The organism is Rhodococcus sp. TAF43 (genome assembly GCF_052113525.1).
Taxonomy (GTDB): Bacteria; Actinomycetota; Actinomycetes; order Mycobacteriales; family Mycobacteriaceae; genus Prescottella.
The window spans coordinates 78,915-93,718 of record NZ_JBFRDL010000013.1 but is presented as its reverse complement, the minus strand read 5'-3'; the positions used below and the strand labels follow the sequence as shown (position 1 = coordinate 93,718).

General features: G+C 69.9%; 12 protein-coding genes, 1 rRNA gene, 1 pseudogene and 1 riboswitch. Of the genes and pseudogenes, 10 read left to right on the top strand and 4 right to left on the bottom strand.

Translation table 11 applies throughout. The annotated features are described in order from the left end of the window. Positions 1-86 (top strand): 5S ribosomal RNA (rrf, locus tag AB4Z09_RS11740); the annotation flags it as partial. 118 nt (positions 87-204) lie between these two features. Here rrf and AB4Z09_RS11735 read toward each other — a convergent pair. Next, positions 205-789, bottom strand: a complete 585-nt coding sequence (locus AB4Z09_RS11735) for a hypothetical protein (RefSeq protein ID WP_174907905.1) — start codon at positions 787-789, stop codon at positions 205-207. Positions 790-872: 83 nt separating this feature from the next. Between AB4Z09_RS11735 and AB4Z09_RS11730 the strand changes: the two genes are divergently transcribed. Genes AB4Z09_RS11730 through AB4Z09_RS11715 form a run of 4 tightly spaced genes read left to right on the top strand, consistent with a single transcriptional unit; the run spans position 873 to position 4,357 of the window. Beyond that, positions 873-1,562 carry a FadR/GntR family transcriptional regulator gene (locus AB4Z09_RS11730; protein ID WP_441346796.1) on the top strand — a complete coding sequence of 230 codons (690 nt, stop codon included), beginning with the start codon at positions 873-875 and terminating at the stop codon, positions 1,560-1,562. Further along, on the top strand, positions 1,559-2,380 hold the full coding sequence (locus AB4Z09_RS11725) for an ABC transporter ATP-binding protein (protein ID WP_254622777.1): 822 nt from the start codon (positions 1,559-1,561) through the stop codon (positions 2,378-2,380). Before AB4Z09_RS11730 ends, AB4Z09_RS11725 begins: the two co-directional genes overlap by 4 nt. A 46-nt stretch (positions 2,381-2,426) precedes the next feature. Continuing rightward, positions 2,427-3,077: a GntR family transcriptional regulator gene (locus tag AB4Z09_RS11720; RefSeq protein WP_442239771.1), complete on the top strand. Its 651-nt coding sequence runs from the start codon at positions 2,427-2,429 to the stop codon at positions 3,075-3,077. After that, the gene (locus AB4Z09_RS11715) at positions 3,074-4,357 is read left to right on the top strand and encodes an MFS transporter (RefSeq protein ID WP_442239770.1); all 1,284 of its coding nucleotides are present in this window, start codon (positions 3,074-3,076) and stop codon (positions 4,355-4,357) included. Before AB4Z09_RS11720 ends, AB4Z09_RS11715 begins: the two co-directional genes overlap by 4 nt. Here AB4Z09_RS11715 and AB4Z09_RS11710 read toward each other — a convergent pair. Next, positions 4,343-5,659 carry a M1 family metallopeptidase gene (locus AB4Z09_RS11710; protein WP_442239777.1) on the bottom strand — a complete coding sequence of 439 codons (1,317 nt, stop codon included), beginning with the start codon at positions 5,657-5,659 and terminating at the stop codon, positions 4,343-4,345. The two genes, AB4Z09_RS11715 and AB4Z09_RS11710, sit on opposite strands and share 15 nt — an antisense overlap. Next, positions 5,656-9,537, bottom strand: coding sequence for a Pls/PosA family non-ribosomal peptide synthetase (locus tag AB4Z09_RS11705; protein WP_442239769.1), 3,882 nt, complete (start codon positions 9,535-9,537; stop codon positions 5,656-5,658). Before AB4Z09_RS11705 ends, AB4Z09_RS11710 begins: the two co-directional genes overlap by 4 nt. A gap of 255 nt (positions 9,538-9,792) precedes the next feature. Between AB4Z09_RS11705 and AB4Z09_RS11700 the strand changes: the two genes are divergently transcribed. The 5 genes and pseudogenes from AB4Z09_RS11700 (at position 9,793) to AB4Z09_RS11680 (ending at position 14,020) form a co-directional block, all read left to right on the top strand. Beyond that, positions 9,793-10,497 (top strand): YciI family protein, encoded by a 705-nt coding sequence (locus AB4Z09_RS11700; protein ID WP_442239768.1) that lies wholly within the window; start codon positions 9,793-9,795, stop codon positions 10,495-10,497. A gap of 7 nt (positions 10,498-10,504) precedes the next feature. Then, a pseudogene (locus tag AB4Z09_RS11695) lies at positions 10,505-11,631 on the top strand (RNA polymerase sigma factor). Positions 11,632-11,702: 71 nt separating this feature from the next. Continuing rightward, positions 11,703-11,817, top strand: a riboswitch (SAM riboswitch). 53 nt (positions 11,818-11,870) lie between these two features. Next, entirely contained in the window at positions 11,871-13,190 is a 1,320-nt protein-coding gene (locus AB4Z09_RS11690) for an aminotransferase class V-fold PLP-dependent enzyme (RefSeq protein WP_442239767.1), read from the top strand. 69 nt (positions 13,191-13,259) lie between these two features. Then, complete coding sequence (locus AB4Z09_RS11685; protein WP_368077044.1) at positions 13,260-13,343, top strand: putative leader peptide; 84 nt, start codon at positions 13,260-13,262, stop codon at positions 13,341-13,343. Positions 13,344-13,384: 41 nt separating this feature from the next. Then, positions 13,385-14,020, top strand: a complete 636-nt coding sequence (locus AB4Z09_RS11680; protein ID WP_442239766.1) for a hypothetical protein — start codon at positions 13,385-13,387, stop codon at positions 14,018-14,020. A 10-nt stretch (positions 14,021-14,030) separates the two neighbouring features. On the opposite strand, the gene AB4Z09_RS11675 is transcribed toward AB4Z09_RS11680, so the two are convergent. After that, positions 14,031-14,789: a methyltransferase domain-containing protein gene (locus AB4Z09_RS11675; RefSeq protein ID WP_442239765.1), complete on the bottom strand. Its 759-nt coding sequence runs from the start codon at positions 14,787-14,789 to the stop codon at positions 14,031-14,033. Between the last annotated feature and the right edge of the window lie 15 nt (positions 14,790-14,804).

Below are 14,804 nucleotides of genomic sequence, written 5' to 3'. Positions count from 1 at the left end.
GTCCCATTCCGAACCCGGAAGCTAAGCCCTCCAGCGCCGATGGTACTGCACCCGACAGGGTGTGGGAGAGTAGGACACCGCCGAACACCCTTTCACCGAAGGCCCCCACCCATCAGGGTGGGGGCCTTCGGCATTTCCGTACCACGACCCTTCTCGGCCATTCTCGGTTCGCAATGCACGAGATTTCGACGCCATTCGGCGGCATCAGAAATCGAGAAATCCCGGGACGACAATCTGGGCCGCCCCCTTGCTGTCGAGTCGCCCGTAGAAGTACACCGAGCCGTAACCGAACAGGTATTCCTCGACGAATTCCGGGTCCGGTGCGTCGGAGACCGGCCACCCCTCCTCGTTCACCTGGAACAAGAATCGATACCCGTCGGCCTCCACGGCGTGCGCATAGGACGGTTCGTTCTGGATCAGGACGGGATCCCCGGCGATCCGCACGAACGGCGCTTCCTCCGCGTCGACCGGTGCGGAGATCAGCGCAGCGCTGCCCAGTCCCGGGTGCCGGCCAACGATCCCGTCGCCGCGACCGGACGGCTCGTGCAGGACCGCGTGCACCCCGATATCGGGGTACTCCAGGTCGTCGTCGCCGATCGTGAACCCTCGCCGGACGAACACCGACAGTTCCCGTCCCAGGAGCCACTCGGCCGCACTTGCCGCCAGGGTGAGCAGGTAGTCGTGGGTCTCGACCAGTGTGTCGCCGGCGAAACACCGCGGCGGATTCCCGCCGACCCGTGATCCCTCTCGTCGGTCGACGGGGGCGATCGCGAGATGCACTGGTTCCATTCGTCGAATAGTAGGTTCAGGCCCCTCGCGGCATAGACATCAGACRTCTGATGTCTATACGCTGGCGATCGGAGGTGGTCGTCGTGACCGAGCACGCATTGCACAGTGGGCCGTTGGTTCCGCAGCTGGAAGCGTTGCTGGCGCAGCGGATCCGTACCGGTGAATGGGCGGTCGGCGAGCGGATACCGAGTGAGACGGAACTGGCAACCGAGATCGGTGTCGGCCGATCCTCCGTCCGGGAGGCTGTCCGGTTGCTCGTCCGCGACGGACTGCTGGACGTACGGCGTGGAATCGGGACGTTCGTCGTGGAGCCCCAGACCGGCGATCCAGGTCTGGAGCAGTTGTTGCGCCGCTCGCGCATCCTCGAGGTCCTGGAGGTGCGCCGCGCACTCGAGGCGGAGGCGGCCCGGCTCGCCGCCGAGCGTGCTCACCCGGAGGGTCTCGCAAAGGTCCGGCGTCAGCTGGCCGAGCGTCATGCCCGGCAACCGCTCGACGCCGAGGCGTTCGTCGAAGCCGATCTCGACTTCCACCAGGCGGTCGTCGAACTCGCCGGCAACTCGGTGCTGTCCGCGCTCTTCGCCTCCGTACGGCCGGTGCTGCACGAGGTGCTCGTCGAGATGGTCCGGAACGAACCGATACCGGACACCGCCTGTGCGCACGACGCGCTGGTGCACGCCCTCGAGGAGGGCGACCCGACGGCCGCGGTCGCCGCGACGGAGGCGAACCTCGATCCCGTGATGGCCACGCTCCGTGAGGAAGGACCACGCCCGTGAGTACCCGGATCCACCGAGAGGTCGTGCTGAGCGCCGAGAACGTCGACCTCGTGCGCGACGGACGTCCGCTGCTGAACGGGATCGACGTCCAGATCGAGCAGGGGCAGCACTGGGTGTTGCTGGGCGCCAACGGTGCCGGCAAGAGCACGCTGCTGAGCCTGCTCGGTGCGGTCGCCCATCCCACCCGAGGCACCGTGCACGTGCTCGGCCACCGACTGGGCCGCGTCGACATGCGTGAACTGCGCTCGCACATCGGGCACGTCAACCCGCGGCACGTCGTCGAACGTCCGCTGACCGTGCGCGACATCGTCCTCACCGGGCTGACGAACACCCCCGAGTTCGCGCAGCGGTGGCAGCCCACCGAGGCGGACCGGGAGCGGGCGGAGGAATTGATCGCGATGATGGGCATGTCGGAGCGGCTCGAAGCGCGCTGGCCGGTCCTGTCGCAGGGGGAGCGGGGCCGGGCATTGATCGCGCGGGCGTTGATGCCGGACCCGCCGGTCCTGCTGCTCGACGAGCCCGCCACCGGGCTGGACCTCGCGGCTCGGGAGCAGTTGCTGACCGCGCTCGACGAGATGCGTGCGCAGCATCCGTCGATGGCCAGCATCCTGGTGACCCACCACATCGAGGAGATCCCGACGACCACCACGCACGCGATCCTGATACGTGACGGCGTCATCATCGCGCAGGGGTCCGCAGCGTCGGTGATCACCACCGAGCGCATCAGCGAGTGCTTCGACCATCCGATCGACATTCTTCGCAACGGTGGGCGGTATTCCGCGCAGGCTCGTGCTCCGAAGGTGGGCTCGACAGCCTGACCCCCGGGTCCCGGGAGATCCTTCGCAAGGCGTATAAATACATCTTGTGTCTAAGTTGTATTCGGCTGCCGAGCTCGCGTACCGCGAGGTGAAGGAACTCATCCTGTCCGGGGAGCTCCCGGGCGGTGAGCTGATCAGCGAGGGCGAGATCGCCACGCGGATGGGCTCGAGTCGGACGCCGGTACGTGAGGCGTTCCTGCGGCTCGAGGCCGAGGGCTGGATGCGGCTGTACCCGAAGCGCGGTGCGCTGATCGTGCCCGTCGCGGAGGGGGAGGCTGAGCACGTCGTCGATGCGCGTCTGCTCATCGAGGTCCATGCCGCGCAGGTCGTCGCCGCGAGCCCGCGTACCCGAGAGGCGCTGGTCGCGGCGCTGCGGGCCAATCTGGAGGAGCAGCGCGACACGGCCGCGCAGGGGGATGCCGCGCGGTTCAGCACGCTGGATGCCGACTTCCACCGCGCGCTGGTGCGCGCCGGCGGCAACCCGCTGCTCGAGAGTTTCTACGACGGTCTGCGCGAGCGGCAACGCCGGATGACCGCGCATTCCCTGGCTCGGGATCCCGACCAGATCACCAAGATCGTCGACGATCACACCCGCCTGGCGGACCTGATCGAGGCCGGTGATGCCGAGGGCTTCGCGTCGGCTGTCGGACGACACATGCGTGAGGTGCACTCACTGGGGAACGGAGGGATCCGATGACCGCGGTCGACGAGTCCACCACCACCACCGCGTCGGCGAAGCCGACCCGGACGCGGTCCTGGGCGCTGGTGGCCGCGGGCATGTTCGCCGTCGCGTGGGGCGGCAACGAGTTCACCCCGTTGCTGGTGATGTACAAGCTCGATCACGGTTTCACGCAGGTCGTCGTCGACACCTTTCTGTTCGCGTACGTGTTCGGCATCGTTCCGGCGCTGCTGATCGGCGGACCGCTGTCGGATCGACTCGGTCGGCGGGCGCTGATGCTGCCCGCGCCGTTCATCGCGGTGGCCGGGTCGCTGGTGCTGGCGTCCGCGCCCGATTCGGCACCGATGCTGATCGTGGGTCGCATCCTGTCCGGTGTGGCGCTCGGCCTCGGCATGGCCGTCGGCGGCAGTTGGGTCAAGGAACTCTCGAGTCCGGAATACGACCCGAAGGCCGGGCCGGGGTCGGGTGCGCGACGGGCCGCGATGAGCCTGACCGCCGGATTCGGTGTCGGCGCCGGCATCGCCGGTGTGCTCGCGCAGTGGGGGCCGTGGCCCAGTGCGTTCCCGTACGCGGTGCACATCGCGATCGCGTTGGCCGCGGGAATCGCGATGCTGCGCGCCCCGGAGACCCGGACTGYGGTGCCGAAGACCGACCGCGGCAAGCTCTCCGCGGACCTGAGGATCCCGTCCGCCGGACATCGGCGGTTCCTGTACGTCGCGGCACCGGTGGCGCCGTGGGTGTTCGGTGCGGCGGCGTCGGCTTACGCGGTGCTGCCCGCACTGATGACGTCGCACAGTGGTGGGGCCCCGATCGCGTTCTCGGCGTTGCTGTGCGTGATCGGACTCGGATCCGGGTTCGCGATCCAGGCCGTCGGCCGTCGGATCGACACCCCGCTGAACGCGCGGGCCGTCGCGGTGGCGCTCGCGGTCCTGGTCGCGGGCATGTCGCTCGCAGCCGTCGCATCCAGTGCGTTGACGGTGCCGCTCGCGATGATTGCGGCCGCGGTCCTCGGCTGTGGCTACGGCATGGCGCTGGTGTCGGGGCTGCAGGAGATCCAGCGGATCGCCGGCCCGGACGATCTCGCCGGTCTCACCGCGGTCTTCTACTCGCTGAGCTACCTCGGGTTCGCCGTGCCCGCGGTGATGGCGGTGATCGCCGAGACCAACCCGGCGCTGACGTACCCGATGATGTTCGTGATCGGCGCGATCGTGGCCGCCGCGAGCCTCGTCCTGGTCGTTGTGAAGTGGCGTGCGGACCTGCCGGCGGCGGTTGCCGCGGAGGCGTCAGAGCGCCGGTAGCGGCTTCGCCGCGAGCCACGCGTCCCACAGCGGGCGCAGCGGCTTGTCGGTGAAATGCGCTGCCAGGTCGGTGAACTGCTCGGTGGAGACCGTCGAGTGCCGGTACTTCGCGGTCCACTTCTGCAGCAGCGCGAAGAAGGCGTCGTCGCCGATCTGCCGCCGCAACGCATGCAGGGTGAGGGCGCCGCGCTTGTAGATGCGGTCGTCGAACATCAGCCGCGGTCCGGGATCGCCGAGCAGGATGTCCTGCGGTTTGCCGGCGAGCCCGCGGTGCGCCTGCTGCGCGTGGGTGTGGGCGTCGGGGCCACCGGAGTTCTCCGACCAGAGCCACTCGGCGTAGCAGGCGAAACCCTCGTGCAGCCAGATGTCCTTCCACATGCCGAGGGTGAGGCTGTTGCCGAACCACTGGTGCGCAAGCTCGTGCGCGACAAGACGTTCGGAGCCGCGTACGCCGTCGCAATGGTTGGCGCCGAAGATCGACAGGCCCTGCGCCTCGATCGGGATCTCCAGTTCGTCGCCGGTCACGACCACGGAGTAGTCCTCGAACGGGTAGGGGCCGAAGAGCCTCTCGAAGACGTCCATCATCTCGGGCTGCCGGGCGAAGTCGTGGTCGAACGGCACCCGCAGTTCCTTGGGGTGCAGTGCGTGGATCGGCACCCTGCCGTGGCCGACGCGTCGGCGCTCGTACGGTCCGATCTGGATGGTCGCCAGGTAGCTCGACATCGGCTCGGCCTGCTCGTACACCCACGTGGTGTGGCTCGCGCGGGTCTGCTTCCTGACCAGCGTCCCGTTCGCGACGGCGTAGTACGGCGAGTCGGTGGTGATCGAGATGTTGTAGCTGGCTTTGGAACTCGGATGGTCGTCGCACGGGAACCACGACGCGGCGCCGTTGGGCTGGCTCGCGACGAGGGACCCCTCGTCCAGCTCCTCCCAGCCGACGTCGCCCCACATGCTGACGATCGGTTCGGCGTTGCCCCCGTACTGGACGGTGATCGCGAGCAGGCCGCCGGCGGGGATCTTCTGCGCCGGAGTGATCGTGAGCTTGCCGCCGCGGTGCGTGTACTTGGCCCCGCGGCCACCGTTGACCGACACCTTCGACACCTGCATCGTCTGCGCGAGATCGAGCGAGAACTTGCCTCGGACGTCGGTGGTGGTGGCCGTGATCGACGCCTTGCCGGACAACCGGTTGCTGGGGACCTTGTACGTGAGGTCGAGTTCGTATCGGGAGACCCGGTAGCCGCGGTTGCCGTTCTGCGGCAGGTACGGATCGATCGGTTCCTCGTAGAACTTGCCGGGCTTCATCGAGTACCCCCGTTCGTCGTCGAATCCGGCCACGGTGCAATCGGATTGCCCTGCCAGCGGGTGGACGGCGGGACGGTGTCGCCGCGCATCACGAGCGAGGCCGGGCCGACGGTGGCGCCGTCGCCCAGTCCCGCGGCGGGCAGTGCGACACAGTGCGGCCCGAGGGTGGCGCCGGCGCCCAGCGTGACGGTGTCCATGGACATGATCCGATCATGGAACAGGTGCGTCTGCACGACGCACCCTCGCTCGACGGTGGCGCCGTCGCCGAGGGTCACCAGGTCGGCCTCGGGCAGCCAGTACGTCTCGCACCACACGCCGCGGCCGATCGTCGCGCCGAGTCCGCGCAGCCATACGTTCATCACCGCGGTGCCGTTGGCGGCCCGCGCGAACCACGGTGCGGCAACGGTTTCGACGAACGCGTCGGACACCTCGTTGCGCCACACGAACGAACTCCACAGCGGATGTTCGACCGCGCCGATCCGGCCGACGACCAGCCACTTGGCCGCCACCGATACCGCGCCGGCGACGGCGCCCGCGATCATCAGGACCACGCCGCCGCCGAGCGCCGCGAGAGCGAACCCGCCGACCGACACCAGCCACGCGAGGGCGAACAGGACGCCGAGACCGATCCCGAACGTCACCATCACCGGGATCAGCCGGCACGTCTCGACCACCGCGCGGGCGATCTTGAGCCGCAGCGGCGGGGCGAACGTGCGGGACGCGTCGGACTCGGTGGCCGCCCGGCGCAGCCGCACCGGCGGGCTGCCCAGCCACGACGATCCCGACTTCGCCTTGCTGGGCGCTGCGGACAGCACCGCGACGAGGCCGTTCTTGGGCACGCGTCGGCCCGGGCCGGCCATGCCGGAGTTGCCGAGGAACGCGCGCTTGCCGACCTTCGCGGGCTCGACCCGCATCCACCCGCCGCCGAGTTCGTAACTCGCGACCATGGTGTCGTCGGCGAGGAATGCGCCGTCGGCGACGGTGGTGAACTTCGGCAGCACCAGCGCCGTCGAGATCTCGGTGTTGCGGCCGACCTTGGCGCCGAGCAGTCGCAGCCAGAGCGGCGTGAGCAGGCTCGCGTACAGCGGGAACAGGAAGGTGCGGGCCGAGTCCATGAGCCGCTCGGTGGCCCAGACCTGCCAGCCGATCCGGCTGCGGACGGGGTGGTAGCCCTCGGTGAGTCCGATCGACAGCAGCCGCACCGCGATCACCGTCAGCGCGGCGAAGACGAACAGCGACAGGACCGTCGCGACCGGCAGGATCGCCAGGGACCACAGGGCCGCATCCCCGAGGTCGGCGGCGTCGCGGATCCACCAGCCGACGAGCAGGATGCCGGCGGCGAGGCCGAAGATCGGCATGCCCGCCAGCACCACGGACGTGACGCCGAAGATCGGCACCCAGTGCGGGGCGCGGCGCGGTGTGTGGTCGGGCCACGGGTGCGTCGCCTTGCCCACCTTCACCGCCGGGGACCCGGCCCAGTGCTGCTCGGCCTTGACCTTCCCGAACACCGCCGAGCCGGGCGCGACCTCGGCGCCGCGGCCGATCCGGGCGCCGGGCAACAGCGTGGAGCGGGCGCCGACGGTGGCGCCGTCGCCGATCCGGATCTCACCGATGTGCACGACGTCGCCGTCGATCCAGTGCCCGGACAGGTCCACTTCGGGTTCGACCGAGCAGCCGTCGCCGAGTACGAGCATGCCCGTGACCGGTGGCAGGGTGTGCAGGTCGACGCCGTTACCCACCCGCGCGCCGAGGGCGCGCGCGAAGTACAGCATCCACGGCGCACCCGACAGGTTGTCGGCACCGCTGGCCTCGACCAGGCGCAGCGCGATCCACAGCCGCAGGTGTTCGCTGCCGCCGCGTCGATAGGTGCCCGGATTCAGGCCGCGCAGCAGCGTGCGCGCCCCGAGTACCGCGATGCCCATCCGTCCCAGCGGGGTGATGAACAGGAAGAAGGCGAGCGCCACCCACCACCACGACAGTGTCGGTGCCCACGGCACATCCAGCCACGACAGCACGTTGCCGGCGATCGCCAGCCACGTGATCCACTGCAGACCCGTGAGCGTCGTGAGCGGCACCGTGGCCGCGATCTGCGCGAGCTGCGCGCGCAGCGGCGTCGGCGCGACGTGGCGTGGTTCGACGGTCTCGGTGGGGGAGAGTTCGTCGAGGAAGCCGGCGAGCGAGCCGAGCCGCGGATGGTCGTACAGCTGGGCGACGGTGATCTCGGGGAAGCGCTCGCGCAGCGCCGTGACGAGCTGCGCCGCGGACAGTGAGCCGCCGCCCATCTCGAAGAAGTCGTCGTCGGGGCCGGTGACACCCGCGCCGAGGATCGACGCCCACAGCCCGGCGACCCAGGCGGCGGTGCCGTCGAGGCTGAGGGCCGGATCGACCGTGTCTTCGCGGGCACCGGGCAGCGGCCACGGCAGCGCGTTCCGATCGACTTTGCCCGACGTACGGGTGGGCAGCTCGTCGACCAGCGCGAGCCGCGGCACCAGGGCCGCGGGCAGCTGCTCGGCCAGCTGGTCCCGCGCCGCCCTGACGTCGAAGTCCGGATCGGTGCTCGCGAGGTACCCGACGAGGACCGAGGTGCCCGCCGCGGTCTTGCGGACCGCGGCCGCGGCGCCGCTGACGCCGGGCAGGTTCTGCAGCGCGTTGTCGACCTCGCCCAGTTCGATGCGCCGGCCACCCAGCTTCACCTGGTCGTCGGCGCGGCCCTGGAACAGCAGACCGGCCGTGTCGAGGCGGACCAGGTCGCCGCTGCGGTACGCGCGGTCCCAGCCCAGGGTCGGCATCGGCGCGTACTTCTCGGCGTCCTTCGCCGGGTCGAGGTACCGGGCGAGCCCGACACCCCCGATGACGAGTTCGCCCACGTCGCCCTCGGTGACCGGTTCGCCGGCCCCGTCGACCACGGCGAGGTCCCAGCCGTCGAGCGGCAGCCCGATCCGGACCGGGCCGGTGCCGTCCATGAGCGCGCCGCACGCGACGACGGTGGCCTCGGTGGGTCCGTACGTGTTCCACACCTCGCGTCCGGGCACCGCGAGCCGCTCGGCAAGGTCCGGCGGGCAGGCCTCGCCGCCGAAGATCAACAACCTCACCGCCTCGAGCGCCTCGGCCGGCCACAGCGCCGCGAGCGTGGGGACGGTGGAGACGACCGTGACATCGCGCGAGACCAGCCACGGGCCGAGATCCATGCCGCTGCGCACCAGCGAGCGCGGTGCCGGCACCAGGGCGGCGCCGTGCCGCCACGCCAGCCACATCTCCTCGCACGACGCGTCGAACGCCACCGACAGGCCCGCGAGGACGCGATCCTCGGGCCCGATCGGGCTGTCCTGCAGGAACATCCGAGCCTCGGCGTCGACGAACGCCGCGGCGTTGCGGTGCGTGACCGCGACCCCCTTCGGGGTGCCGGTGGAGCCGGACGTGAAGATGATCCAGGCGTCGTCGTCGGGGGTCGGACGACGGACCTCCGGGGCTGCCGCACGCGCAGGTGCGGTGCCGGGTTGCACGCCGTCGGCGGTGAGGATCGCCGCCACCTGCGCCTCCCCGAACACCAGTTCGGCGCGCTCGTCGGGGTCGTCGGCGTCCACCGGCACGTACGCCGCGCCGGCCGCGAGCACCGACAGGATCGCGACGTACAGGTCGCGGGAGCCCGACGGCATCCGGACACCCACCCGATCGCCCGCGCCGACGCCGGCATCGGCGAGCCAGCGGGCGCCCGTCTCCAGTTGCCCGATCAGTTCGCGGTACGTCAGAGGCAGGTGGCCGTCGTCGATCGCCGTGGCCTCCGGGTACGCCTCGGCAGTTGCGGTGAGGATGTCGATGAGCGTGCGTGGCGCGGGCGCGAGCGCGGACCGGAGCATCTCGGCGGGTATCCGGTGCATCCGGTGCGGATCAGTCTGGTTTGTCGATGGCTGGGCAGACAATCCGGGGCGTCCCTCTCTGGTCCTGGCTGTGCGGGCACCTGGTTGTCTCACGACCAGGTGTCCGGCTGATGAACACGCTCCGACGGCGTGGACATCCTCCAGGGGTCGGTTCTTCGTGACGATTCTCCACCGGTTGTGTCGAAATCGGCGCGTCGCGCACGTCGTGTTGACGAAAGTGGGGTGAAGGGCCCCGCATCGTCGGAAGGAGACGACATGTACTACCTGGCATTGCTGGCAGCGGAGGAGGACGGTCGCACCTCGATCCCGGGCACCGATGAGCACAAGGCGTCGATGGCGCGGCACCAGGAGTTCTGGACCAAGGCGCAGGAGGCCGTTGCCGGTGGCGGGCTGTATCCCTCCAGCGAGGGAGCGGCCATTCGGCACGACGGCGGACGCACCCTCGTCGCCGACGGCCCGTTCACCGACGCCGCCGAGGTCGTGGGCGGGTACTACGTGTTCGACGCCGCCGACCTCGACGCCGCACTGAGTCTGGTGCGGCAGATCCCCGAGGTCTCGACCGGGCACGTGGAGCTGTGGCCGATGGTGTTCTGGAATTCGGTGGACGAACCGAATGACACGTGGTGGGCTGCGCTGCTGCGTGAACCTCTCGGGTCCGCCAACGAACCGGGGTCGGCCGAGTGGGACGCGCGCGTGGCCGAACATCAGTGGTTCGGCGAGATCGCGGGCGACCGGATCAAGGGTTCCGGGGCGCTGTATCAGCCGGCGTCGGCAACGACCGTACGACTGCGCGGCGGGGAAATGCTGCTGACGGACGGGCCGTTCACCGAGGCCAACGAGATCGCGAACGGTCTCTACGTGCTGTCCGCGCCCGATCAGGAGACCGCGGTGGCGCTGGCCTCGCAGATCCCGCTCGGGCCCAAGGGGTGCGTCGAACTCCGGCAGATCGTCGCCGAGTGAGCGAGGCATGACCTCCGAGGCGGCGACGGTGGCACTGACGCGCGTGTTCCGGGAGGAATCCGGGCGGGCGCTGGCCACCGTCGCCCGCCTGGTCGGGGACATCGAGATCGCCGAGGACGCGGTGCAGGATGCGTTCACGGAGGCGCTGCGGACGTGGCCCGTCGACGGCACGCCCCGCAAACCGGGGGCATGGATCACGACGGTCGCCCGGAACCGCGCGATCGACCGGCTGCGGCTGATCTTCACGTGTTGCCATCCGGCGTTGTCCGCACCGTCACAGGTGGCGCTGACGCTGCGGCTGGTGTGTGGGCTGACCACGCCCGCGCGTTCATGCAGCCGGGGCCCACCGTCGGGCAGCGGCTGAGTCGGGCGAAGGCGAAGATCCGGACCGCGGGCATCCCACTGCGGGTGCCGTCCGACGGCCTGCTCCCCGAACGTCTGCCCGCCGTGCTCGCATGCGTCTATCTCGTTTTCACGGAAGGGTATTCGGCCACCGCAGGTGATGCGAGCGTGCGCGGCGAGCTGTGTGACGAGTCGCTGCGGCTCGGTCGTCTGCTGTGTGAACTGATGCCCGACGCGCCGGAGGTCTGGGGGCTCACGTCCCTGATGTGCCTGCAGGACAGTCGCCGCCGCGCACGCGTCGACAGTTCCGGCGAAGCCGTTCCGCTCGACGAGCAGGACCGTGGCCGATGGGATCGGTCTCGGATCTCGGAAGGATTGGCGCGCTTGATCGTTGCCCGCGCGGGCGGTGGCGGGCGCTATACCGTCGAGGCCTCCATCGCCGCGGCACACGCCGTCGCTCCCACCTTCGCCGATACCGACTGGTCTGCGATCGTCGCCGCCTACGACCGTCTCCTCGGGTTCGGACAATCCCCCGCCGTGCAACTGAATCGGGCTGTCGCAGTGAGATTTCGGGATGGGCCCGAGGCCGGAATCGTCGCGGTGGACGAGATCGGGGGAGTGGGTGCGGCCGGGTTCGATCACACGGTGGCCGCGGTGCGAGCCGACCTGCTGCGCCGCTCCGGCCGGCGCCGAGACGCCGTCGCCGAGTATCGGCGCGCGGCGTCCTCGGCGCGGACCGCGTCGTCGCGACGATTCCTCGAACGGCGCCTCGCCGAACTCGGCGAGATGTGACCACCGTCTCGTTCCGGAAGGGTTGACGATGGGTTGACATGGCGCGGACGCCTCTGCCATTCTCGTTGCCAGGTCACGAGTACCAGCGTCAAGCCCCGGCTAGCTGGTCGGCAACCCTCCAACCGCGGTGGGGTGCTCCGGGTGACGACCAGGCTGTCGGCCACAAGGCCGCGGCAAGCGCGGACTCCGATGGCGTCAACTCTCATCGCCGACGAGTCCTGAACTCGAAGGATGTCGTGATGACTGCTGTACTGACTGCCGATACCTGCTGCGCCACCGCCCCGATTGCTCGGGTGTCGGGCTGTGACCTGCAGGTTCCGCTTGTCGGGGGTGGAACCTGCACCTATGCGAACTTCGACTACGCGGCCAGCGCGCCGGCCCTGGCGCAGGTCACCGACCGGGTCCAGGAACTGCTGCCCTTCTACGCAAGCGTGCATCGCGGCGCCGGCTACGCCTCCCGCGTGAGCACCGAGGCCTACGAGAACGCCCGCGGATCGGTGGAGCGCTTTGTCGGAGCCGACACCGACCAGGTCGTCGTCTTCACCCGCAACACCACCGACTCGCTCAACCTGCTCGCGAACTGCGTGCCCGGCGATGTCGTCGTCCTCGACATCGAGCACCATGCAAACCTGTTGCCGTGGAAGAACTCCCGCATCGTCGAGGCTGCCGACACGGTCGCCGAGACGATCCGTCGCCTGGTCGCCGAACTGTGCGCCAAGCCCGCCGCGCTGCTCGCGATCACCGGGGCCTCCAACGTCACCGGTGAGGTGCTGCCGATCGCCGAACTGGCCGACATCGCGCACCGCTGCGGCGCCCGGATCCTCGTCGACGGCGCGCAGTTGACCCCGCACCGCCGCGTGAACCTCGCCGAGTGCGGCGTCGACTACCTGGCCTTCTCCGGCCACAAGCTCTACGCACCCTTCGGTGCGGGCGTACTGGTCGGCCGCCGTGACTGGCTCGACGACGCGCAGCCGTACCTCGCCGGTGGCGGCGCCGTCCGCGAGGTGACGATCGACGAGACCTGCTGGGCGCCCGCCCCCGCCCGCCACGAGGCCGGCAGCCCCAACGTCCTCGGTGTCGCCGCGCTCGCGGCCGCGTGTGACGCGCTGTCCGCCTTGGACTTCGACCGTGTCGTCGAGCATGAGCGTGTGCTGTCGACCCGCCTCGTGGACGGCCTCGCGGAGATCGACGGTGTGCACCTGCTGCGCCTGTGGTCGGATGCGCCGGACAGCGTCGGCATCGTCACCTTCACGATCGACGGCTTCGAGCCGGGCCGGATCGCCGCGTTCCTGTCCGCCGAACACGGAATCGGCGTGCGCGACGGCCGTTTCTGCGCTCACCCGCTGCTCAGCCGCATCGGCCACGCCGGCGGTGCCGTGCGTGCCAGCCTCGGGCTGGGCACCAGCTCGGCCGACGTCGAGCGCCTGATCGCGGCCGTCCGCCAGCTCGCCGCCGGCGAGGAGACCTGGAACTACGGCAAGACCGACGGACTGTGGAACCCGGTCCCCGAGACCCGCGGGTTCTCCGAGCGGACCTCCGGCGCCGCCGAGTGCGTGTAGACGGCACGTCCGAAATCGCCGTGATTCGAACTGTGGTGGGGACGCGAAGGGACGGCTAGCGTGACGCACATGGAGTCGACGAACACGGGCGGTCAATGGTCCCGCCGGCACGTCGACCTGTGCCGCACCTCGTCCGGCATGTGTACGCGCTGATCGCTCCGCGCCCTGTACCTGCCTTCCTGCGAGGAATTGCCATGTCCGAGAACTTCTTTGCCTCCGTCTCCTCGGCCGCGCACCGTCGCCCACTCCGCGTCGCTGTCGAACTGACCGGTGCGGGACACCACCCGGCCGCAGCCCGTATCGCCGGCAACGTCCCGCTCACCGGCCCCGACTACTGGGTCGACCTGACCGTCGGCCCCGATGACCTCGACCTGGCCGCGCAGCCGCCCGTCGTCTACCGGGTCCAGGCATCCGATCTGCGTGAGGCACAGCAGACCCGGGCCCGGATCCGAGCCGAGGTGGCCGCCGAGGGGCACGACCCCGACGGCATCACCGTGCTGGTCGATGTCGAGACGCTCCTTGCCGTCGATTCCCGAAGCGCGCGTTCCGAACTCGCGTTGCTCGACGAGACCCTCGGAGTGCCCCACCTGCCGACGTCGTTGTCCTACATCGGGACCGCCGACGGCCTCGCGAGCCTGATCGCCGACATCCACGCCGCCGACGTCGCGGACGGGGTGACGCTGGTGCCGCTCGCACTCCCGAGGGTGCTCGAGCGTGTGGTCGACGGCACGCTGCCGTGGCTCGAACGCCGCGGGCTCGTCACCGCGTCCGAGACCGCCGACGAGGCGCTGGCCAAGTTCGGGCTGCATCGTCCCGCACGCGCGTCCTGAGACCGCTCCGTCAGTCCGGCTTGCGGGCCTCGATGAGAAATCGGGTGGAATGGGCGACGAACGATCCCTCCGCGCGGATGTGTCGGTCGAGGTCCCGCAACCGGTCACGGTAGGCATCGACCGTGAAGCCCGGAACTATCCAGATCACCTTCCGTAGGAAGTAGACCACCGTTCCGATGTCGAAGAACTCCATGCGCAGTCGCTCGAAACGCAGATCCATGATCTCGAGCCCGGCGGCGCACGCCTCGGACGCGGCGGTGTCCGGATGCCTCGATCGCCGCGCCTCGGGTTGCGGACCGAGGAAGAACTCGGCGAGTTCGAAGACGCTCTCGTGGCCCACGTGCTGGGCCAGATAGGTTCCGCCGGGGACGAGCACCCGCGCGATGTCCGGCCACGACACGGTATTGGGATGTCGGCTGCTGACCAGATCGAAGGCGTTGTCCGCGAACGGTAGTGGTGGCTCGTCCGAGGCCGCGACCACCACCACACCCAACGGGTGCAGCACCGCGGTGGCCTTCGCGAGGTTGGGCGGCCAGGACTCCGTCGCGGCCATCGTCGGAGGAATCGCGCCGGCGCCCGCGAGAACCTCCCCTCCGCCGGTCTCGATATCGAGTGCGGCCGTCGCTCGTGCGAGGCGCTCGCCCAGCAGGCGCTGATAGCCCCACGACGGGTGCTGTTCGGTGGCGCGGCCGTCGAGCCAGGAGAATTCCCAGCCGTCGACCGATGCGGCCTCGGCTTCGRCAACCAGACTGTCGAAGGTGCGCTCCATGTCCGTGATTGTCCC

Excerpts from the sequence above, each read along its gene's own strand:
- AB4Z09_RS11700 (WP_442239768.1), top strand. The coding sequence starts at position 9,793 with ATGTACTACCTGGCATTGCTGGCAGCGGAGGAGGACGGTCGCACCTCG.
- AB4Z09_RS11705 (WP_442239769.1), bottom strand. The coding sequence starts at position 9,537 with ATGCACCGGATACCCGCCGAGATGCTCCGGTCCGCGCTCGCGCCCGCG.
- AB4Z09_RS11685 (WP_368077044.1), top strand. The coding sequence starts at position 13,260 with ATGGAGTCGACGAACACGGGCGGTCAATGGTCCCGCCGGCACGTCGAC.
- AB4Z09_RS11680 (WP_442239766.1), top strand. The coding sequence starts at position 13,385 with ATGTCCGAGAACTTCTTTGCCTCCGTCTCCTCGGCCGCGCACCGTCGC.
- AB4Z09_RS11690 (WP_442239767.1), top strand. The coding sequence starts at position 11,871 with ATGACTGCTGTACTGACTGCCGATACCTGCTGCGCCACCGCCCCGATT.
- AB4Z09_RS11735 (WP_174907905.1), bottom strand. The coding sequence starts at position 789 with ATGGAACCAGTGCATCTCGCGATCGCCCCCGTCGACCGACGAGAGGGA.
- AB4Z09_RS11710 (WP_442239777.1), bottom strand. The coding sequence starts at position 5,659 with ATGAAGCCCGGCAAGTTCTACGAGGAACCGATCGATCCGTACCTGCCG.